The sequence below is a fragment of the Paraburkholderia sp. BL21I4N1 genome, assembly GCF_002973525.1.
GTDB lineage: Bacteria > Pseudomonadota > Gammaproteobacteria > Burkholderiales > Burkholderiaceae > Paraburkholderia.
Window position 1 is genome coordinate 330746 of sequence record NZ_PVEN01000002.1, and the last position, 21327, is coordinate 352072.

Annotated in this window: 17 protein-coding genes and 1 tRNA gene; 12 read left to right on the forward strand and 6 right to left on the reverse strand. The window is 63.2% G+C overall.

Annotated features, from left to right (window positions below):
* The first annotated feature begins 300 nt into the window (after positions 1-300).
* The 4 genes from B0G83_RS07795 (at position 301) to B0G83_RS07810 (ending at position 4237) form a co-directional block, all read left to right on the forward strand.
* On the forward strand, positions 301-1320 hold the full coding sequence (locus B0G83_RS07795; RefSeq protein ID WP_105506866.1) for a beta-propeller fold lactonase family protein: 1020 nt from the start codon (positions 301-303) through the stop codon (positions 1318-1320).
* A 58-nt stretch (positions 1321-1378) separates the two neighbouring features.
* Entirely contained in the window at positions 1379-2386 is a 1008-nt protein-coding gene (locus B0G83_RS07800; protein WP_105506867.1) for a sterol desaturase family protein, read from the forward strand.
* A gap of 147 nt (positions 2387-2533) precedes the next feature.
* Positions 2534-3367: an EI24 domain-containing protein gene (locus B0G83_RS07805; protein ID WP_105506868.1), complete on the forward strand. Its 834-nt coding sequence runs from the start codon at positions 2534-2536 to the stop codon at positions 3365-3367.
* Positions 3368-3397: 30 nt separating this feature from the next.
* Positions 3398-4237, forward strand: coding sequence for a molybdopterin-binding protein (locus tag B0G83_RS07810; protein ID WP_105506869.1), 840 nt, complete (start codon positions 3398-3400; stop codon positions 4235-4237).
* 231 nt (positions 4238-4468) lie between these two features.
* Here the strand turns inward: B0G83_RS07810 and B0G83_RS07815 are convergent, their stop codons facing one another.
* Entirely contained in the window at positions 4469-4933 is a 465-nt protein-coding gene (locus B0G83_RS07815; RefSeq protein ID WP_105506870.1) for a rhodanese-like domain-containing protein, read from the reverse strand.
* A gap of 450 nt (positions 4934-5383) precedes the next feature.
* On the opposite strand from B0G83_RS07815, the gene glnA reads away from it, so the two are divergent.
* The 3 genes from glnA (at position 5384) to ntrC (ending at position 9677) form a co-directional block, all read left to right on the forward strand.
* On the forward strand, positions 5384-6799 hold the full coding sequence (gene glnA / locus B0G83_RS07820) for a type I glutamate--ammonia ligase (protein ID WP_105506871.1): 1416 nt from the start codon (positions 5384-5386) through the stop codon (positions 6797-6799).
* Positions 6800-6987: 188 nt separating this feature from the next.
* Positions 6988-8130: a nitrogen regulation protein NR(II) gene (gene glnL / locus B0G83_RS07825; protein ID WP_105506872.1), complete on the forward strand. Its 1143-nt coding sequence runs from the start codon at positions 6988-6990 to the stop codon at positions 8128-8130.
* A gap of 35 nt (positions 8131-8165) precedes the next feature.
* Complete coding sequence (gene ntrC / locus B0G83_RS07830) at positions 8166-9677, forward strand: nitrogen regulation protein NR(I) (RefSeq protein WP_105506873.1); 1512 nt, start codon at positions 8166-8168, stop codon at positions 9675-9677.
* Positions 9678-9747: 70 nt separating this feature from the next.
* Here ntrC and B0G83_RS07835 read toward each other — a convergent pair whose 3' ends face one another.
* Entirely contained in the window at positions 9748-10221 is a 474-nt protein-coding gene (locus tag B0G83_RS07835; RefSeq protein ID WP_105506874.1) for a hypothetical protein, read from the reverse strand.
* Between the two features lie 214 nt (positions 10222-10435).
* Here B0G83_RS07835 and B0G83_RS07840 point away from each other — a divergent pair, with 214 nt between their 5' ends.
* The gene (locus tag B0G83_RS07840) at positions 10436-12541 is read left to right on the forward strand and encodes a prolyl oligopeptidase family protein (protein ID WP_105506875.1); all 2106 of its coding nucleotides are present in this window, start codon (positions 10436-10438) and stop codon (positions 12539-12541) included.
* Positions 12542-12644: 103 nt separating this feature from the next.
* Here B0G83_RS07840 and xth read toward each other — a convergent pair whose 3' ends face one another.
* Complete coding sequence (xth, locus tag B0G83_RS07845) at positions 12645-13421, reverse strand: exodeoxyribonuclease III (protein WP_105506876.1); 777 nt, start codon at positions 13419-13421, stop codon at positions 12645-12647.
* Between the two features lie 184 nt (positions 13422-13605).
* Here xth and B0G83_RS07850 point away from each other — a divergent pair, with 184 nt between their 5' ends.
* Together B0G83_RS07850 and B0G83_RS07855 are read left to right on the forward strand one after the other, a co-directional pair.
* Positions 13606-13893, forward strand: a complete 288-nt coding sequence (locus tag B0G83_RS07850; protein ID WP_105506877.1) for a hypothetical protein — start codon at positions 13606-13608, stop codon at positions 13891-13893.
* A 103-nt stretch (positions 13894-13996) separates the two neighbouring features.
* A tRNA-Met gene (locus B0G83_RS07855) sits at positions 13997-14073 on the forward strand.
* A gap of 120 nt (positions 14074-14193) precedes the next feature.
* Here B0G83_RS07855 and B0G83_RS07860 read toward each other — a convergent pair.
* Complete coding sequence (locus B0G83_RS07860) at positions 14194-14892, reverse strand: aspartate/glutamate racemase family protein (protein ID WP_105506878.1); 699 nt, start codon at positions 14890-14892, stop codon at positions 14194-14196.
* A 247-nt stretch (positions 14893-15139) separates the two neighbouring features.
* Between B0G83_RS07860 and B0G83_RS07865 the strand changes: the two genes are divergently transcribed.
* Entirely contained in the window at positions 15140-16432 is a 1293-nt protein-coding gene (locus tag B0G83_RS07865) for an amidohydrolase family protein (RefSeq protein ID WP_105506879.1), read from the forward strand.
* Between the two features lie 173 nt (positions 16433-16605).
* Here the strand turns inward: B0G83_RS07865 and B0G83_RS07870 are convergent, their stop codons facing one another.
* Complete coding sequence (locus B0G83_RS07870; RefSeq protein ID WP_105506880.1) at positions 16606-18714, reverse strand: M3 family metallopeptidase; 2109 nt, start codon at positions 18712-18714, stop codon at positions 16606-16608.
* Positions 18715-19041: 327 nt separating this feature from the next.
* Here B0G83_RS07870 and B0G83_RS07875 point away from each other — a divergent pair, with 327 nt between their 5' ends.
* Positions 19042-20151 (forward strand): acyltransferase, encoded by a 1110-nt coding sequence (locus tag B0G83_RS07875; protein WP_105506881.1) that lies wholly within the window; start codon positions 19042-19044, stop codon positions 20149-20151.
* Positions 20152-20290: 139 nt separating this feature from the next.
* Here the strand turns inward: B0G83_RS07875 and folD are convergent, their stop codons facing one another.
* Positions 20291-21151, reverse strand: coding sequence for a bifunctional methylenetetrahydrofolate dehydrogenase/methenyltetrahydrofolate cyclohydrolase FolD (folD, locus tag B0G83_RS07880; protein WP_105506882.1), 861 nt, complete (start codon positions 21149-21151; stop codon positions 20291-20293).
* Between the last annotated feature and the right edge of the window lie 176 nt (positions 21152-21327).

The following is a 21327-nucleotide window of genomic DNA, read 5'->3' on the forward strand; positions in this document are numbered from 1 at the left end:
ATTCCTATTTCTGGAATGCGAGGTAAATTTGGGGGTTAATAAAGTGCGGGCGGGATAATAAATAACAAAATTTATAAATAAAAGTGGAGTAGTCTTGACTGTCGCGGTGGTAACTAATGGTTGAATAGGAAAGTTCTGTGCTCAATTTAAAATTAGCGACTCGTAGCTATTTTTTTTCATCGGCAGCTCGCTGCGAAAACACCACACTGCTGTGCCACACGACCCAACCCCCGACCCATGTCAACCTTGCACCACAGTAAACGTTCTACAATGACGAACGTTCTCCCGAAGTGAGTTTTCATGCGCAATTTTTCCTTCGCCGGCTTGACCGGCACGGTCCTGGCGGGCGCGGCAGTGGTCGCGGCAACAGGTTTCTTCTCTCCCGCGGCGCACGCGAACAACGTGATCGTGCTCAACTCCGGCGAAGCCACGCTCAGCCTGATCGACGAAGCCACTCACCAGGTCGTCGGCACGGTGCCGACCGGCAAGGAACCGCACCATCTAATGGCCACGCCGGACAATTCGTCGTTGATCGTCGCGAATTCGGTGTCCAACAATCTGATGTTCGTCGACCCGAAAACGGGCCAGGTGCAGCGCTGGGTCGAGAATATCGAAGACCCGTACCAGATCGGCTTTTCGCCTGACCGCAAGTGGCTGGTTACCACCGGCCTGCGTCTGGACCGGCTCGACATCTATCACTACGACGGCCAGAAGAACCAGATGACGCTGGCCTCGCGCCTGCCGCTCGCGGTCATGCCGAGTCACATGGCGTTCACGAACGACAGCAAGACGGTGTTCGTCACGCTGCAGGTGTCGGGCGAACTGGCCGCGATCGACCTGGCCACGCAAACTGTCAAGTGGAAGATGAAAGTCGGCAAGGTGCCGGCCGGGCTGTGGATGACGCCGGGCGAAAAATACCTGCTGATCGGCATGACCGGTTCGGACTACGTCGCGGTGGTCGACTGGCGCAATCAGAAAATCGTCAAGACCATCCCGACCGGCAAGGGCGCGCACAACTTCCGCTCGCTCGCCGACGGCAAGCATGTGGCGGTGTCGAACCGGGTGGCGAGCACGATCAGCATCATCGACGAAGACACGCTCACCAATGTCGGCGACATCACGGGCCTGATGCCGGGACCGGACGACATGGAACTGTCCGCCGACAAACGCTATCTGTGGGTGACGTTCCGCTTCGCGAAGCACGTCGGCATCATCGACCTGACTACCCGCAAGCTGATCCAGACGATCGCCGTGGGCCGTTCGCCGCACGGCATCTATTTCTACAATCGCGCACCGGTCACGGCGCCGAACGGCGCGTGACGCGCCTGAAGGCTGCCGCCCAGGTGTGCAACGACGCATGAAGTAACAGGTCAGCACCATGTTCCATCAGATTTTCGCTTCCCTCGACAGCTTCGTCTCCGCCGTGCAGACGTTGCTGTACGTCGACGTGGTGCAGCCGCTGCTGTTCCGGTTCGACCTGATGGATTACGACGAAGACACCTATGACAGCCTCTACTGGGTGATCGTCGGCGTGCTGGAAGTGCTGGCCATGTACGCGGTGCTGCGTCCGCTGGAGGCGCTGCGTCCGGTGGAGCGGTGGGCCGATCGCCGCGCGGTGCGGGTCGACGTGATCTACACGTGGATCGCCAAGCTCGGCATTCTCAACCTGTTCTTCTTCTTCGCGCTGCAGCCTTTGTTCGACAATGTGCAGGCGTGGCTGCGGCTGCATGACATCGCGAATCTCGAGTTCGACAATGTGTGGCCCGGCGTCACCACGCAGCCGCTCGTCACGTTCGTGATGTATCTGCTGGTGCTCGATTTCGCCGGGTACTGGTATCACCGCTGGCAACACCGGGTGGGCGTGTGGTGGGAGCTGCACGCGGTGCATCACAGCCAGCAGCAGATGTCGCTGTGGTCCGACGACCGCAATCATCTGCTCGACGATCTGCTGCAGGCGTCGTTCTTCGCGGTGATCGCGCTGGTGATCGGCGTGCCGCCGTCGCAATTCGTCGTGCTGGTCGCGATCACCAATCTCGCGCAGAGCGTGCAGCACGCGAACATCCGCCTGTACTTCGGCTGGCTCGGCGAGCGCTTGCTGGTCAGCCCGACTTTCCATCGCCGCCATCATGCAATCGGCTACGGCCATGAAGGGCTGAAGTACGGCTGCAATTTCGGCGTGCTGTTTCCGTGGTGGGACATGCTGTTTCGCAGTGCCTCGTGGAGCCGCGTGATGGAGCCGACCGGCATCAGCGATCAACTGCAAGGTCGCCGCTATGGCGACGGCTTCTGGGCACAGCACGGGCTCGCGTTCGTGCGGATTGCCCGGCGCCTTGCGTCGAAGCGCGGCGGCGAACGCGGCGCGGGCAGCGACGCTACGCCCGTTTGAGTCTTCCTCCCGTTGCGCCGCCGGTTCCCCGGCGGCGTGTCTCGTGGTTTATCCTGTTCAGGTTTTCGCGCGGCCCGAAGGCAAAAGCTTCGGGGCGGCGCGCGGCTTTCCTCATTCCATCGTTATGTTTACCGGCACTGGGCTCGCATGAATGATCTGTTGCGCTCGTTCGGGCGCGCGCTGGCAAGCGCGCTCCACCCGCGCATGCTCTGGCTGACCTTCATGCCGTTTTTCGCGGCGACGGTTGGCTGGGGCGTGATTCTGTGGTTCTGGTGGCAGACGCTGATCGGCGCCACGCGTGGCTGGCTCGACAGCTGGTCGTTCACGCTCACGTTGTACCGGCTGTTCGACTGGCTCGGATTCTCGGCGCTGCACACGGCGGTCGCACCGTTTCTGGTGATCGCGATGGCGATTCCGCTGATCGTCGTCACGGTGTTGCTGCTGATCGCCACGCTGTCGATGCCGTCCGTCATCCGCTTCCTCGCGGCGCGGCAATTCGCGAGCCTCGAAATGCGTCGTGGCGGAACGTGGTACGGTAGCCTCGGCCAGGCGCTGTGGACCACGCTGGTCTGTCTGGTGCTGCTGATCGTCACGCTGCCGCTGTGGCTGATACCGCCGTTCTTTGCGCTGATTCCGCCGCTGCTGTGGGGCTGGCTGACTTATCGCTTGATGAGTTATGACGCGCTCGCGCTGCATGCCACCCGTGAGGAGCGGCGCGCGCTGGTGCGCCGCTTCCGCCTGCCGCTGCTGCTGATCGGCGTGGCCAGCGGCCTGCTCGGTTCGCTGCCCACGTTGTTGTGGGCGTCGTCGGTGTGGCTGATCGTGCTGTTTCCGGTGATCACCGCGGTGACGATCTGGATCTACGCGTTCATCCTCGTGTTTTCGGCGTTGTGGTTCGGTTACTACTGTTTGCGCGCGCTGCAGCGCATGCGCGCGGAAGAGCACGGCGGCGTGCGGCACACGGCGCCGGTTTCTTATTGATGAATTACTGACAAAGCAAAAGAGGCGGCAATGGCATTTGGCGTCATCATCATCGGCGATGAAATCCTGTCGGGCAGACGCGTCGACAAGCATCTGCCGAAGGTCATCGAATTGCTGGGCGCGCGCGGACTGTCGCTCGGCTGGGCGGAGTACATCGGCGACGATCCCGAGCGCATTACCGCAACGCTGCGACGGACGTTCGCGTCGGGCGACATCGTGTTCTCGACGGGCGGCATCGGCGCTACGCCCGACGATCACACGCGGCAATGCGCGGCGGCCGCGCTCGGTGTGCCGCTCGAACTGCATCCCGAAGCCGCCACGCTGATTCAGGAGCGCATTCGCGACATGTATCCGGCGAACGCGGCGACGCCGCTCGATCTGGATTCGCCTGAGAACCGGCATCGGTTGAATATGGGCACGTATCCGCAGGGCGCGTCGATTATTCCGAACGGCTACAACAAGATTCCGGGTTTTTCGATCAACCAGCACCACTTCGTGCCGGGTTTCCCGGTGATGGCCTGGCCGATGATCGAATGGGTGCTCGACACGCAGTACGCGGATCTGCATCACGCCATGCCGCATGCGGAGAAATCGCTTTTAGTATTCGAGCTGCCGGAGTCGCGTCTGACGCCGTTGATGGAAAAGATCGAACATGATTTCCCGAGCGTGCGGGTGTTCAGTCTGCCGAGCATCGGCGACGCGGAGCGCGGCGGCGTGTACGCGCGCCATCATATCGACCTGGGCGTGAAGGGCGAGCCGGAAGCGGTGGCGGCGGCGTTCGTCAAATTGCGGGAAGGGGTGCATCTGTTGGGCGGCGATATTGTCGAGCCCGAGGTGGCGGCCGCCACGGCGGCCAAACCGCGCGGCTGATACGCGCGGCCGGCTGGTTTGATGTTTGAGCTTGGACCTTGGTCCTTGGTCCTTTGACCCGATTCGGGCGCTGCGGCGCCCGTTTTCAATGATGCTCGCGGGCGGCCCCTGCATCAGCGCCTTCGACAGATCATGCGCCTGTCACATTCAGCGCCGACGATGGACTCCGTTCTCCGCCACGGCCCGCGGCGCGCTTTGACAACGCTGCGTACCGCGGCACCGCGCAGCCAATCACGCGCCAATCCACGGCAAGCCCCGAAAGCACCAGCCCGACACCGTCTTCCGATGCCCCTGGCCGTCCTTGTCGCCTTCGAAGCCTTCCAGCAGGTCATACGCCTTCGCGAAGCCGGCCTGCGTGGCGGCGATCGCGGCCAGTTTCGAGCGCGCGGCGCTGCGGCACAGAAACAGCACCGGCGTATCGGCCGACGCCACCTGGCCCAGCTGCTGAAGGAATTCCTGATTCGGCACCGCGCCCGGATAGCGGGTCCATTCCACGTGCGCGTACTGCCCGTCGCCGATCACCGGCCGGCCGACCCAGTCGAGTTCGGCGCGAGTGCGCACGTCGACGAGCCGCGTGCGCGGGTCGAGTTGCAGCAGTTCGAACGCCTCGGCGGGCAACACCGCGCCGGCGTAGGGCAGCTGGTTGTCGGTGCGGCGGGTGTCCGCCAAAGCGTACAGCTGGTCGAGCGTGGCCATGAGCGTCAGTCTCCTTGGGACCAAATGGCCATTCTAGCGCGCGGCGTGCGGCACGTTCGGGGTGGTGAGTCCGGCGGGCGTGATCGTGGGCAAGCGGCGTTCGAGCGACGTTCGCGCGCCAGCATGGTGCAAAATGTCGCACACGCACCAAAATGAGTAACGCTATTGGGTGTCGATGGTCCGATGCACACTGTTGGTGCGTTGTTTGGGCTGAAGATTTCATCGTGGTTCATCGCGCGGTGCGGTCATTCCCCGCAAACGCGCGTGCGCTGTGGTTTTGCGCCGGCTTGGCGCACAGGTGGCACAGAAGCTGCTTTATTGGTGCCGATCGATTTGTTCCAGCAGTTCCTTATGGTCCTCCTCACCGATAGAGGGGTGGACGTGCCGGGGCGGGTCAGCTAGATTGGGCGGCGGCTGAATCCGCCGAATTCGTTAATCAGGAGATAGGTTATGAGTAAATCCGTGGCCGACGTCGTTCAACTCGTCAAAGACGAAGACGTCAAGTTTGTCGACTTCCGTTTCACCGACACGCGCGGCAAAGAGCAACACGTTTCGGTGCCGGTGTCGGCATTCGATGAAGACAAGTTCGAAAGCGGCCATGCGTTTGACGGTTCGTCGATTGCCGGCTGGAAGGGCATCGAAGCATCGGACATGTTGCTGATCCCGGACGCGAACACGGCCTTTATCGACCCGTTCTACGAAGAATCGACCCTCGTGCTGACCTGCGACGTCGTCGAACCGGCGGACGGCAAGGGCTACGAACGCGACCCGCGTTCGCTCGCCAAGCGCGCTGAAGCGTACCTGAAGAGCACGGGCCTCGGCGACACGGCCTTCTTCGGTCCGGAACCCGAATTCTTCATTTTCGATTCGATCAAGTGGGGCACCGACCAGTCGGGCACGTTCGTCAAGATCGGTTCGGAAGAAGCACCGTGGTCGTCGTCGATGGACTTCGAAGGCGGCAACACCGGCCACCGTCCGGGCACCAAGGGTGGCTACTTCCCGGTCGCACCGGTCGACACGTTCCAGGACATCCGTTCGGAAATGTGTCTGCTGCTCGAACAGATCGGCATTCCGGTCGAAGTGCATCACCATGAAGTTGCGGGCCAAGGCCAGAACGAAATCGGCACGAAGTTCTCGACGCTGGTTCAGCGCGCCGACTGGCTGCAGCAAATGAAGTACATCATCCACAACGTCGCGCACACGTACGGCAAGACGGCAACGTTCATGCCGAAGCCGGTGGTCGGCGATAACGGTTCGGGCATGCACGTTCACCAGTCGATCTGGAAAGACGGCACGAACCTGTTCGCGGGCAACGGTTACGCCGGTCTGTCGGAATTCGCGCTGTTCTACATCGGCGGCATCATCAAGCATGCTCGCGCGCTGAACGCGATCACGAACCCGTCGACGAACTCGTACAAGCGCCTCGTGCCGCACTTCGAAGCACCGGTCAAGCTGGCTTACTCGGCTCGCAACCGTTCGGCATCGATCCGCATTCCGCACGTGTCGAACCCGAAGGGCCGCCGTATCGAAACGCGTTTCCCGGATCCGATGGCGAATCCGTACCTGTGCTTCTCCGCGCTGATGATGGCGGGTCTGGACGGCGTGCAGAACAAGATTCACCCGGGCGAAGCTGCCGACAAGAACCTGTACGACCTGCCGCCGGAAGAGGATGCAAAGATCCCGACCGTGTGCGCCGGCCTCGACCAGGCGCTGGACGCACTGGACGCGGACCGCGAATTCCTGACGCGCGGCGGCGTGTTCACGGACTCGATGCTCGACGCGTACATCGAACTGAAGACGGGCGAGCTGCAACGCTATCGTCAGTCGGTGCACCCGATCGAATTCGAAATGTACTACTCGCTGTAAGCGGTCATGGCGCTTCGCCCTTCACCCGGCGAAGCGTTTGACCCGACGCTCGCGATCGGTCAGGAAGGGACGGCGGCGCCGTCCCTTTTTTGTTTCACCAGCGGTAACAGAAACACCCGAAACACCCGAAGCACCCGATTTAGCTGACACCCCGATTTATCACCATCTCCTATCGGCCAGACTGCAAGATGGTTCTCAAGAATCTGATCAAGGCAAGGAAAGGGCACGAGCAGTCGCTGTCGGACGACGTCCAACTCGTCGGTTCCGGCTTGTTGCCGGGCTTCGAGGCGTTGCCCACGGTCGTGCTGGTGCTCGACAAGCGCACGCTGCGCGTCGCGTTTGCGAATCCGTCCGCGGAGTCGATGCTCGAACTCTCGCGCAAGCAACTGACGCAGATGGCGTGGGGCGATGTCTTTTCCAACGGGGAAGAGCTGGTCGCGACCATTTCCGCGATCGCCGCCAACCGTTTTCACGCGACCCATCTGGATGCCGTCCTGGAGCGTCCTGGCCACGAACCGCTGCATGTACATGCGATCGTCGGCTTTCTGGAAAGTGCGCAAGATTACGTGCTGCTCGAACTGTTCGAGAACGAACGGCATCTGCGTAGCGATCGCGAAGAGCGCATCAACGACCTCACCGCGGTCAACAAGCAACTGATCCGCAATCTCGCGCACGAAATCAAGAACCCGCTCGGCGGAATTCGCGGCGCGGCCCAACTGCTCGAATTCGAACTCGGCGAGCGGCAGCGCGACGAGTTGCGCGAGTACACGCAGGTCATCATCAAGGAGTCGGACCGGCTGCAGACGCTGGTGGACCGCTTGCTGGAGCCGCACCGTCATCCGCATATCGTCGGCGACGTGAATATTCACGAAGTCTGCGAGCGTGTGCGCCAGGTGATTCTCGCGGAGTTTCCGCGCGGCCTGACGATCGAACGCGATTACGACGTGAGCGTGCCCGACTTGCGCGGCGACAAGGAGCAACTGATCCAGGCGCTGCTGAACATCGTGCGCAATGCGGCCGAGGCGCTGCGCGAACGCATTTCGCAAGGCGATGCGCGGATCGAATTGCGCACTCGCATTGCCCGCAAGATCACCGTGTCGAAACGCTTATGTAAGCTGGCACTGGACTTGCATATCACTGACAACGGCCCGGGCATTCCCGAGGATATCCGCGACCGCATTTTCTACCCGCTCGTATCGGGGCGCGAGGACGGTAGCGGTCTCGGCTTGACGCTCGCCCAGACCTTCGTGCAACAGCACGACGGTCTGATCGAGGTGGATAGCCGGCCGGGTCACACCGAGTTTCAGATTTTGCTGCCGCTCGACTGCTAACACCAAATGTATCTCTAGACTTCTGACCGACCTATATGAAGCCGATCTGGATAGTAGACGACGATCAATCGATTCGCTGGGTGCTCGAAAAAGCGCTCGCCCGCGAAAACTTCGCGACCCGCAGCTTCGCGAACGTGCGCGAGGCATCGGCGGCGCTCGATCATGACAGCCCGCAGGTGCTGGTGTCCGACATCAGAATGCCGGGCGGGTCCGGCCTCGAACTGCTGCAAACCGTGCGCGACAAGGTGCCGGGCTTGCCGGTCATCATCATGACCGCGTTCTCGGATCTGGATAGCGCGGTCGCCGCGTTTCAGGGCGGGGCGTTCGAATATCTCGCCAAGCCGTTCGACGTCGACAAGGCGGTCGAGCTGATCCGTCGCGCCGTCGACGAAAGCATGCGCGGCGAACAGACGTGGGACGACCGTCCCGCTGAAGCGCCGGAAATGCTCGGCCAGGCGCCGGCCATGCAGGACATGTTTCGCGCGATCGGCCGCCTGTCCCATTCGGCGGCCACCGTGCTCATTACCGGCGAATCAGGCACCGGGAAGGAACTGGTCGCGCGTGCGTTGCACCGGCATAGCCCACGCGCGAACGGTCCCTTCATCGCGCTGAACACGGCGGCGATTCCGAAGGATCTGTTGGAATCCGAACTGTTCGGCCACGAACGCGGCGCGTTCACCGGCGCGCAGGCGATGCGTCAGGGACGGTTCGAGCAGGCCGAAAACGGCACGCTGTTTCTCGATGAAATCGGCGATATGCCGTTCGACCTGCAAACGCGTTTGTTGCGCGTGCTGTCGGATGGACAGTTTTATCGTGTCGGCGGGCACAATCCGCTACGCGCGAATGTGCGCGTGATCGCGGCGACGCACCAGAATCTCGAATCGCGCGTGCGTCAGGGCTTGTTCCGCGAGGACCTGTATCACCGGCTCAATGTGATTCGCCTGCGCTTGCCGGCGTTGCGCGAGCGCAGCGAAGACATTCCGCTGCTCACGCGGCACTTTCTGCAGAAGAGCGCGCGCGATCTCGGCGTCGAGCCGAAGCGCGTGTCCGAGGAGGCGCTCGCTTATCTGGCTTCGTTGCCGTTTCCCGGCAACGTGCGGCAGTTGGAGAATCTGGCCAACTGGCTGACGGTGATGGCGCCCGCGCAGACTATCGAGATCAAGGACTTGCCGCCCGATCTCGGGCCGGCGCAAGCGGGTATCTCCGATCTGAGCGGCGGTGGTGTGCTCGGCGCGGGTGAAGCGGGGCTGGCGGGCACGGTGCCGATCAACGGCGCCGGGGCGGTGGGGCATGCGGCGGCGGGCGGCGGCGTGCCGGTCGCGTCGACGGTGAGCGCCTGGGAAGGTGGTTTGCGTACCGAAGTCGCGCGCATGCTGCGTGAGAACGCAGCGGACTTGATGGACGAACTCGCGCGGCGCTTCGAAGCGGCGGTGATTCGCGAGGCGCTGGATTTCACGCGCGGCCGCAAGGTGGAAGCGGCTGAGCGGCTGGGGATCGGGCGTAATACGATTACGCGGAAGATTCAGGAGTTGAATCTCGAGCCGTGATGCGTGGATCGCTTGACTGGTCAAGGCGGTGTGTACGTCGCCTTGACCTTTTGACATGTTGGCGCTGCCGCTACGACGCGGTCTTTTCCACAGCCTTCACCAGAACGAATTCCGAACCCTCCAGCCGGTAATAGTAGATACCGCCACCGGTCTCGTTCCGGCTGCCGTGCACGACGATGAGACTGCTGTCTCGTCTGAACTCGATCGGTTCGTCGACGTCGGCATCCCAGCAACAGACCGTGAACGGCAGCCAGATAACACCCCCGGTTTTCGCATCGATCGCGACGGTCATCACGCAGGATGCCCCGCATCCCCAACTCGCCAATGTGTAGTGTCCGGCGTAGTTGGGTTTCTGGCCGCTTAACTGACGCAAGCGAGTGGCGAATTTGCGGTCCTCAGCCGATACGATTTTCACTTTTGCGGGTTGACCGTTGAATACGTTTTTGACGGGAAAAGCATCGAAACGGGGCAGGGTTTCTTCCGCGAAGGTTTGGCCGATGCCGCATGTTGCCACTATCAATAACGCGAGGAATAGCCTTTTCATATTCAATACCAATGATGTTTTTCCCAGAATTTTCGAGCAACCTGAACCGTGTGGTAACGGCCGAGCAAGTAGCGAATTCCGCCTTGGCATTCTTCGACCGCGTTGCCAGATTGGGCCGAATTCGCCTCAGTCAAATAGTCGATTAGATCATGCGAGTCGAGAGGTTCGTGCCCCGCAAGGCATAATCAACGCTGTTTTCCTTCGACAGCCGACGATGCCCGCTTCCCCCGCTTCTTCCTCCTGGCCGCTTTCCCCCGATCCTTTCCTGCCGCTCGAAGACCTCGACGATGCCGACGCGCTCGCCTGGGTCGAGCGGCAGAACGCGCGCACACGTGCCGCATGGTGCGATAGCGCCGAATTCGAATCGCTCAAACAACGGCTCGCCGACGCCTATCTGCCGCGCGAACGTCCAGTGATTCCCGATCGCTGGCAAGACTGGGCGTACGACCTCTGGCAGGACGAGCGCAATCCCAAGGGCATCTGGCGGCGCACCCCATGGGCCGCGTGGCGCGGCGGCGCGCCCGTCTGGCAAACCCTGCTCGACTTCGACGCGCTCGGCACCGCCGAAGGCACGCCATGGGTCTGCGTCGAACTCGACATTCTTTATCCCGATGGCGACCGCGCGTTGATCACGCTGTCGCCGGGCGGTTCGGACGCGCTGGTGGTGCGTGAGTTCGATATCGACGTAAGGCAGTTCGTCGACGGGGGTTTCGCGATCGCCAAGGCCGGCAAGCACACGGCGTCATGGATCGATCGGGATACGCTCTACGTCGGCTGGGACAACGGCCGCAAGACGCTGACGCGTTCCGGCTATCCGCGCGAGGTGCGGCGCTGGACACGCGGTACTTCGCTGGCCAATGCGCCCGTCGTCTTCAAAGCCGCGTTCGGCGATATCGGCGTGGAAGCGCATTACGATCCGGTCGAACAGCGCCACACGGTGGCGAGCAGCGTCGATTTCTTCGACTCGCACACGTACTACCTCGACAGCGCGGGCGCGCCCGATGTGTGGCATCGATTCGAGGTGCCGTCGCACGTCGGGGTGGGTGGCTGGCAGGGCTGGTTGCTGCTCGAACCGCGCCTCGATTGGGATTGCGGCGGCGTGCATCATCCGGGCGGTTCGCTGCTGGCCATTCGCGAGGACGCATTTTTGCGCGGCGAGCGCGATGTCGTGCCATTGTTCACGCCGACGCCGCTCACGTCGGCCTGCGAGTGGACGCACACGCGTAATCATCTGGTCGTCGCGTATCTGGACGATGTGCAAAACCGGACGCTGTTGTGGACGCCGTCGCAGCACGGCGATCAAACGTGGCAGTGGGCGCAACGCCTTTTCCCTTCGCGCGACGACACGCAAGCCGATGTTTCGCCGGTCGAACCGACGCTGAACGACGAAGTCTTCGTCGACACCGACGACTATCTGCAACCGCCGGCCTACTGGCTCACCGACCTCACGCGCCACGACCTGAGCGAATGGGAATTGCTCGACCGCTGGCCGACGCAATTCGACGCGACGCAGTACGCCGTGACGCGCGGACACGCGGTCTCCGCCGATGGCACACGCGTGCCGTACACCGTGATCGGTCCACGTGGCGGGCAGGCGTCGATGCCGGCATCCCCGCGTCCCTGTCTACTGAGCGGCTACGGCGGTTTCGCGATTCCCTTGCTGCCGAGCTATCTGACCGGCCAGGGCATCGGCTGGCTGGCACGCGGCGGCGTGTACGTGGTCGCGCATATTCGCGGCGGCGGCGAGTTCGGCACACGCTGGCATACAGAAGCGCAGGGCGCACAGCGCCAGCGCGCCTTCGACGATTTTCTGGCGGTGGCCGAAGCGCTCGTCGACAACGGCGTGACGAGCGCCGCGCAACTGGGCATTCAAGGCGGCAGCAACGGCGGCTTGCTGGTGGCGGCGTGCATGGTGCAGCGTCCCGAGTTGTTCGGCGCGGTGGTCTGCGAAGTACCGTTGCTCGATATGAGCCGCTACCACCTGCTGCACGCGGGCGCGTCGTGGATCGACGAATACGGCGATCCCGACGAACCCGACGAGGCGCGCGTGCTGGCCGCGTATTCGCCGTATCACCGCGTATCGGCGGAGGTGGTGTATCCGCCGGTGCTATTCACCACGTCGACGGCCGACGACCGCGTGCATCCCGGACACGCGCGCAAGATGGCCGCGCGCATGCAGGCGCAGGGACATGAGCGCGTCTGGTATCGGGAGAATACGGAGGGCGGCCACGGCGGCTCCGATGAACTGGAGCAGGCCGAGCACGATGCGATGGTGTTCGAGTTTCTGTGGCGGACGTTGAGCGCTTCGGCGGCGCTATGACAGCCTGAAAGAACGAGCGTCGGCCAAATGATCACGCCCGGTGTTGGGACTTCGGGTTATCGAAGTCTCACCACCGGGCGTGTTTGCGTCTGCCCGCAGGCAATCAGCTGAGCTGCGCCACCACCGGCGCGTGATCCGACGGCTGCTCCCACTTGCGCGGCACCTTATCGACTTCACACGACGTACAGATTTCCGCCAACGCCTTCGACAGCAAAATATGGTCGATGCGCAAACCCGCGTTACGGCGGAACGCCATCATCCGGTAATCCCACCACGAGTAGATCTTCTCCGGTTGCTCGAACTGGCGGAACGCGTCGCTGAGACCGAGCGCGATCAGCCGCACGAACTCCGCGCGTTCCTCGGGCGACACCAGATTCTGGCCTTCCCACGCTTTCGGATCGTGCACGTCGCGATCGTCGGGCGCGATGTTGTAGTCGCCGAGCAGCGCGAGCTTCGGATACAGCGCCATCTCGCTCGCGATCCAGTCGTGCAGCGCGGCGAGCCAGCGCAGCTTGTACGCGAACTTGTCGGTGCCCGGCGCCTGGCCGTTCGGGAAATACGCGGAGACGATGCGCACGCCTTCGATCGTCGCGGCGATCACGCGCTGCTGCGGATCTTCGAAACCGGGAATGTTGCGCACCACGCTGTCTTCGTCGACATTCAGGCCGGCGCGCACCACGATGCCGACGCCGTTGTAGGTCTTCTGGCCGGCGAACCAGCTGCGATAGCCTTTCTCCTCGAGTTCGGCGCGCGGGAATTTGTCGTCGGTCAGTTTCAGTTCCTGCAGGCACAGCACGTCGGTGCCGCTGGCTTCGAGCCAGTCGATCACATGCTGCTGGCGCACTTTCAGGGAGTTGACGTTCCAGGTGGCGATTTTCATGTTTCTCTCACATTCCTGCGGGATTCCGATAGTCCCGCATCTTATCGCGCGGCAGAACCGGCGGTGAAGGCGGGCGCGTGAAAAAATGCCGCGTGGCGAGCCAAAAATAAAAACGCGGCCGCTTCGGGGCGCGGCGTATAGTGAGACATCACATACGCGCGATCATGCGCATCGGGGAGGCATCATGGCGGAACGTTATCCCGCGCTTTATAAGGACTTCGAAGTGCACCCGCTGGTGTTCTCGCGGGCCTTCGACAAATTCGACGGCCACAAGCGTCACGCCGAAGGCTACGACGTCGCTGTCCGCGTGTGCCGGCCGGGAGCGCTCAGCGGTTCGACCGCGAGCCGCGTGTTCCGTCTCGTGTTGCCGTCCACCTTCTCCGATTTCGGCGTCGCCAAACGCAGCGCGAGCCAGTACGGCGCGGATATCATCGACGGCAAAGTGGAAGGTGCCACGGTGCAGGATCTTTGAGCGTTGCACGGACACGTATGCCGTCGCGCGATACGACCGCATGAAATAGTTCGCACGATTGTTTGACGTTTAGATGACGCCCAGCTATAATCTTTTTCTCTGACGCGGGGTGGAGCAGTCTGGCAGCTCGTCGGGCTCATAACCCGAAGGTCGTAGGTTCAAATCCTACCCCCGCAACCAAAGTTTGTTGAAAGCCCGCATGACGAAAGTCATGCGGGCTTTTTGACTTTCCAGCGTGTGAGACGCCGAGCGGCGAGGGTGCTTGCAGGGCATCCGCATGGCACCGCCGTCAACGGCTCCCTACGCCGACTCAATCGCCCATTCCACCGCCGCCTGCGCATGCAACGCCGTGGTATCGAACACGGGCAACACGGAATCTCCCGGTTTGACCAGCAACGTGATCTCGGTACAGCCGAGAATCACCGCTTGCGCGCCGCGCGCGGCCAGCGCTTCGATTACACGTTGATACGCCGCGCGCGAGTCGTCTTTCACCGTGCCGTGACACAGCTCGTCGTAAATGATGCGATGCACGTCCACGCGTTCGGCCTCGTTGGGCACTAGCGTGTCGAGCCCGTAACGCTCGCGCAGCCGGCCGGTGTAGAACGTCTGTTCCATCGTATAGCGTGTGCCGAGCAAGCCGACCCGCTCGATACCCGCGGCACGCAATGCATTGCCGGTCGGATCGGCGATGTGCAGGAACGGCACGTCGATCGCCTGCTCGATCGCTTCGTACACGCGATGCATCGTGTTGGTCGCGAGTATCACGAGTTCGGCGCCGCCGCGTTCGAGCTGACGTGCGGCATCGGCCAGTTGCTCGCCGAGCGCGTGCCAGTCGCCCGCGCGTTGCAGTGCCTCGATCGGCGCGAAGTCGACCGTGACCATCAGGCTGCGCGCGTTGTGGTGACCGCCCAGGCGTGCTTTCGTGTGGCGGTTGATCAGCTTGTAGTACTCGGCGGACGATTCCCAACTCATCCCGCCGATGACACCGATTGTTTTCATGGGTCTGCTCCACGAGTCGACGACGGACGCTGCGGCGCCAAGGCTGCGCACTCCGTTTGAATGGCCGAGTATAGGCGGCCGACGATGTGGAAGGCCGGTACGCATTGGCCGCTGCTCGCCGGTACGGCCGAGTGACAAAACACCGACACGGCGTTTGTGACGTCGATAGAATGGGGTCAATCCAACAAGCTGCACGGGACCGCGGTAAGCGCTAAAACGCTAACCGCGGCCGACAAAGGAGCGACACATGGATCTGATCATCCGCCGCGCGACGCTGCCGCCGGGCGCCGCGCCGCAGCACAAACACACGGTCGACATTGGCATCGAAGCGGGCCGCATCGTCGCCGTCGAACCGAATCTGGCTGCAATCGCCGCCGAAGAAATCGATGCCGCCGGCGCGCTCGTCACGCCGCCGTTCGTCGATCCGCATTTCCACATGGACGCGACGCTGTCGTACGGCCTGCCGCGTGTGAACGCGTCGGGCACCCTGCTCGAAGGCATCGCGCTGTGGGGCGAACTGAAACCGGACCTGACGCAGGAAGCGTTGATCGAACGCGCGTTGCAGTACTGCGATTGGGCCGTCGCACGCGGGCTGCTGGCGATCCGCAGTCACGTCGACGTGTGCGATCCGCGCCTGCTCGCCGTCGAGGCGTTGGTCGAAGTCAAGCGCCGCGTCGCGCCCTATCTCGACCTGCAACTGGTGGCGTTTCCGCAGGACGGCGTGCTGCGCAGCGCGGGCGCGTTCGACAACCTGAAGCGGGCGATCGGGATGGGTGTCGACGTGGTCGGCGGTATTCCGCATTTCGAGCGGACCATGGCCGACGGCGCGCTGTCCGTGCGGCTGCTGTGCGAGTACGCGGCGGAGCAGGGCCTGCGCGTCGACATGCATTGCGATGAATCGGACGACCCGATGTCGCGCCACATCGAAACGCTCGCCGCCGAAACGCACCGGCTCGGCATGCAAGGGCGCGTAACCGGTTCACATCTGACGTCGATGCATTCCATGGACAACTACTACGTCAGCAAGCTGCTGCCGCTGATGCGTGAGGCGGGCGTCGCCGCGATCGCGAATCCGCTCATCAACATCACGCTGCAAGGCCGCAGCGATACGTATCCGAAACGGCGCGGCATGACCCGCGTGCCGGAGATGATGGCCGCCGGCATCACCGTCGCGTTCGGCCACGATTGCGTGATGGATCCGTGGTACAGCCTCGGCTCGGGCGACATGCTCGAAGTCGCGCACATGGGTCTGCACGTCGCGCAGATGACGGGCGTCGACGGCATGCGGAAATGCTTCGACGCGGTCACGGTGAACGCCGCGCAAATTCTCGGTCTGGAGGGCTATGGGATCGCGTCGGGATGCGCGGCGAATCTCGTGCTGCTCGATGCGCGCGATCCGGTCGAGGCGATCCGTTTGCGCGCCGCACGACTCGCCGTGGTGAGCCGCGGCAAGGTGGTGAGCCGTGCGCCGGCGGCGCGCGCGGCGTTGTCGCTTGAAGGGCGGCCTTCGCAGGTGGATTTCAAGCTGCATCGCGATTAACGGGCATCGATCGCGAGTCCGCGCTCAGCGCGCCGAAAAGAAAAAGCCGGTGATTTGCTAACGCAAAAATCACCGGCTTTTCTCTCGAAACGGGATCAGGCACGCGAGCGCTCAACCTACCGCTTGAACGCTCGCTTGAACGCCCGCATCAACCGCTCGCGTGCAACGCGAGATCAATGCTCCGCGCCAGGCGCCATGCCGCTATGACGCAGCAACGCGTCGATATTCGGCTCGCGTCCGCGGAACGCCTTGAACGATTCCATCGCCGGACGGCTACCGCCCACTTCCAGAATCTCCTTGCGATACCGCATGCCGGTGGCCCGATCGAGCACGCTGCCGCTCGCGGCTTGCGCGGCTTCCTCGAATGCGGCGTACGCATCCGCCGACAGCACTTCGGCCCACTTGTAGCTGTAGTAGCCCGCCGCGTAACCGCCCGCGAAAATATGGCTGAACGTATTCGGCCAGCGCGAGAACGCCGCTTGCGGCACCACGTGGAAACGCTCGTTGATCTCGCTCGCGAGTTGGGTGGCGTTCTGCGTGCCGGACGCATCAAAGCCGGTATGCAGCTGCATGTCGAACATCGAGAACACGATCTGACGCAACGTGCCCAAGCCGCTCTGGAAGTTCTTCGCGGCCAGCATCTTGTCGAAGAGATCGCGCGGCAACGGCCTGGCGGTATCGACGTGCGAGGTCATGTCGCTTAACACGTCCCACTCCCAGCAGAAATTCTCCATGAATTGCGACGGCAGTTCGACCGCGTCCCACTCCACGCCGTTGATGCCCGACACACCCAGCTCGTCGACGCGCGTCAGCATGTGATGCAGACCGTGGCCGAATTCGTGGAACAGGGTGATGACTTCGTCGTGCGTGAAGCAGGCGGGCTTGCCGCCGACCGGCGCCGAGAAGTTGCAGGTCAGATACGCGACCGGCGTTTGCAAGCCGCCTTGCGCGTGCTTGTGACGGCCGCGTGCGTCGTCCATCCAGGCGCCGCCGCGTTTGCCTTCGCGTGCGTACAGATCGAGGTAGAACTGCGCGACCAGCCCGCCGTCCTGATTCTCGACGCGGAAAAAGCGCACGTCCGGATGCCACACGGCCGCTTCGTCGCGACGGATGCGCACGCCGAACAGCGTCTCGGTCACCTTGAAAAGACCCTTGAACACCGTGTCTTCCGGGAAGTACTGCTTGACCTCGTTTTCGGAGAACGAATAGCGCTTCTGACGCAGACGTTCGGCGGCGAAGGTCATGTCCCACGGCTGCAACTCGCTCATGCCGAGTTCGTTCGCGGCGAATTCGCGCAGCTCTTTCCAGTCCTGCTCGGCATGCGGACGCGCGCGGGTAGCGAGGTCTTCGAGGAAGGCCATGACCTGCGCGGGAGACTCCGCCATTTTCGGTGCGAGCGAGACCTCGGCGAAGTTGTTGTAGCCAAGCATGTGCGCTTCTTCCGCGCGCAGCTTCAACTGGTCGGCGAGCACGGCGGTGTTGTCCCACTCCGCTTTGCCGCCGCCATATTGCGGCCCGAGTTCAGAGGCGCGCGTCACGTAGGCGCGATACATCGTTTCCCGCATCGGACGATTTTCCGAGTACTGCATGACCGGGAAATACGACGGGAAGTGCAGCGTGAATTTGTAGCCGGTCTTGCCGTCGCGTTCGGCGGCTTCCTTCGCGGCTTCGATCACGTCTTCGGGCAGACCGACGAGTTGATCCGTGGCGCCTTCCTCGACGAGATACGCGTACGCGTTGGTCGCGTCGAGCACGTGGTCGGAGAACGATTTCGACAGCCCGGCCTGGCGTTCCTGCAATTCGGCGAAATGCGGCTTCTGGTCTTCCGGCAGTTCCGCGCCGGACAGACGGAAATCGCGCAGCGCATTGCCGAGGATCTTCTTGCGCTCGCCGGTCAGCGACGCGAAGTCGCTGCTGGCGTGCAGGGTCTTGTATTTTTCGTACAGCGCCAGATTCTGGCCGACGCTCGACCAGAATTCGGTGACGCGCGGCAGGTTCTCGCCGTAGGCGGCGCGCAACTCAGGCGTATCGGCGACGGCGTTCAGATGGCCGACCACGCCCCAGGCGCGCGCCAGCGGTTCGGTGGCGCGCTCGACCGGTTCGACCACGTCGGCCCACGAAGCGGGGGTGATCGGCTGGGCGGCGCGTTCGACGGCGGCGGCCGCGTCGGCGAGCAGCACGTCGAGCGCGGGCGTGACGTGTTCGGGGCGAATGTCGCCAAAACGCGGCAGGTCGGAGAAATCGAGGAGCGGATTGTCGTGCTTCGAGGGGGTAGTGGACATAAGGCTTCCTGTCTGACGCGAGTGAACGGGTAATCGGTGGATCGACGGGCGTGCCGAGGGGACGGTGTTCGGAGCGAGCGCGGGGCGTGCCCCGAGCGCCCGGATGAACGCCCGATGAAGACATTATTGGGGCAGGGCACGCCGATTCCAATCCGTTGGCACACAAATTATCAGATCAGCTCGTCGCGCGTGTACGGAGCACGAGCCGCGGCGCGTTTGTGCGACAGCGAACGGTGCCAATTGCTGCCGTGCCGCAAAGTGACGTGTCGCCGCCAGTCGTCAGTCGGCAGTCACCGGTTAGCGACGCTTTCTGCCTGAGAGGTATCGATGAACCCGCTTTCGCACGCTTTATCGCGCAACGGCAACAACTTCGACCTCGTGCGGCTTCTGGCCGCCGTGGCCGTCGTGTATGGCCACTCGTATCTGCTGCAGGCGCCGGACGGCACCACGGACTGGATCCAGAACGCGCTCGGATTCGACGGTTTCGGCGCGCTCGGCGTGTATGCGTTTTTCCTGCTGAGCGGCATGCTGGTGACCGCAAGCTTCGACCGGCAACGTTCGGTGCCGCGCTTCGCGGCATTGCGCATTGCGCGTTTGTGGCCGGCGGTCGCGTTGGGCTCGCTGGTGACGGTGTTCGTCATCGGGCCGTTGTTCACCACGTTGCCGCTGCGCGACTATTTCGCGTCCGGCATGACGTGGGCCAATCTCGACAACTTCTCGACCATCGTGCTGAAAACCGGCTGGGCGCTGCCCGGCGTGTTCGAACACAACCGCTTTCCCGTCGATATCTGCGGCCCGCTGTGGACGCTGCCGCTCGAAGTGCGCTGCTATCTGATCGTGCTCGTGACCGGCATGCTGGGGCTGCTGTCCAGCGCGCGCGGCGTGGCGCTGGCGGCGGCGCTGGGTGGCGCGGCGTTCGTGCTGCGTGTGCACGTGCCGCATCTGCAGATCGGACTGCGCGACTTCAGCGAAACGCCCGGCGGTTATTCGTTCTGGCCGGAGCCGTTCTTCATGCTGGGGATGCTGCTCTACGGATGGCGCGAACGGATCCACATTAGCGGCCTGACGGCGCTGGGGCTGATGATGGTGTTTCTCGTGTTCCGCGATACGGCCGGCGCGCAGCCGCTGTTTTATCTGGCCTTCGTGTACGGCGTGCTGTGGGTCGGCACGACGCCGCTGCTGCGGCGGCTGGTGCCGCGTCACGATTACTCGTATGGGATCTATCTGTACGGCTTCATGGTGCAGCAATGCATAGCGAATATCGCGCCGCAGTTGAGCCATGTGACGGCGGTGCTGGTCGCCGCGCCGCTGATCCTGCTGTGCGCGGCGCTGTCGTGGCACTGCGTGGAGCGGCCGGTGCTGAAGTGGTGTCGGGCACGGCTCGCGCGCCGCGAGGCGCCGCTTAACGCGGGCATGGCGGCGGGAGATCGGGTGTGAGGTGAGAGCAGTGGCGGGTGCCTCGAATCGGGCCGAGGGCGGCCACGCAGGTCGTGCGGCGGGATTTGCCGTGCGGGTTCGGCGGCAAGTCCCAACCCGCGTGCCGGCGAATCACTCCGCCGGCATTTCCCCTCAGCGTTTACGCGTTCGCCGCCGCTTCGCGCTCGGCGGCTTCGATCGTATTGACCAGCAGCATGGTGATGGTCATCGGGCCGACGCCGCCCGGCACCGGCGTGATGTAACCCGCCACTTCCTTGACGCCCGCGAAATCGACGTCGCCGCACAGCTTGCCGGCTTCGTCGCGATTCATGCCGACGTCGATCACCGCCGCGCCCGGCTTGACCATCTCCGCCGTCAGAATGTTGCGCAGGCCGGTGGCCGCGACCACCACGTCGGCATGACGCGTATGGGCGGCCAGATCGCGCGTCTTGCTGTGGCAGATCGTGACCGTTGCGCCGGCTTCGAGCAACAGCAGCGCCATCGGCTTGCCGACGATGTTCGAGCGGCCGATCACCACCGCGTTCGCGCCTTGCAGCGGAATCTCGTAAGCGGCGAGCATTTTCATCACGCCGTACGGCGTGCACGGACGGAACAGCGGCTGGCCTGTCATCAACGCGCCGGCGTTGGCGATGTGAAAGCCGTCCACGTCTTTCTCCGGTGCGATCGCCTCGATCACCTTGTGGCTGTCGATATGCTTCGGCAACGGCAGTTGCACGAGGATGCCGTGAATGCGCGGGTCGCGGTTCAGTTCGTCGATGCGCGCCAGCAACTCGGCTTCCGGCAGATCCGCCGGATAACGGTCGAACGACGAACCGAGGCCGTTGTCGTGGCAGGCCTTGACCTTGTTGCGCACATACACTTCGCTAGCCGGGTTGTCGCCGACCAGCACCACGGCGAGGCCCGGCTGATGGCCGCGGGCGGTCAACGCGGCGGCGCGCTTGGCGACGTCGGCGCGCAGGGTCTGGGAAAGGGCTAGGCCGTCGATCAGTTTGGCTGTCATGGTCGGGTCGAGATGGGCAGTTTGAAAAGCGGGGCAGGGCATGGGCGCCGGAGCGCGCCACGCAATGGCGCTTTTCGACGGGAGCAGGTCGCCGTATGAAAAGCGCGCGGCGCGAATCGGAGATAGGCGCCACTGCGAAGTCCGCCATTATACCGGCCCTACATGACGCGCCGCGT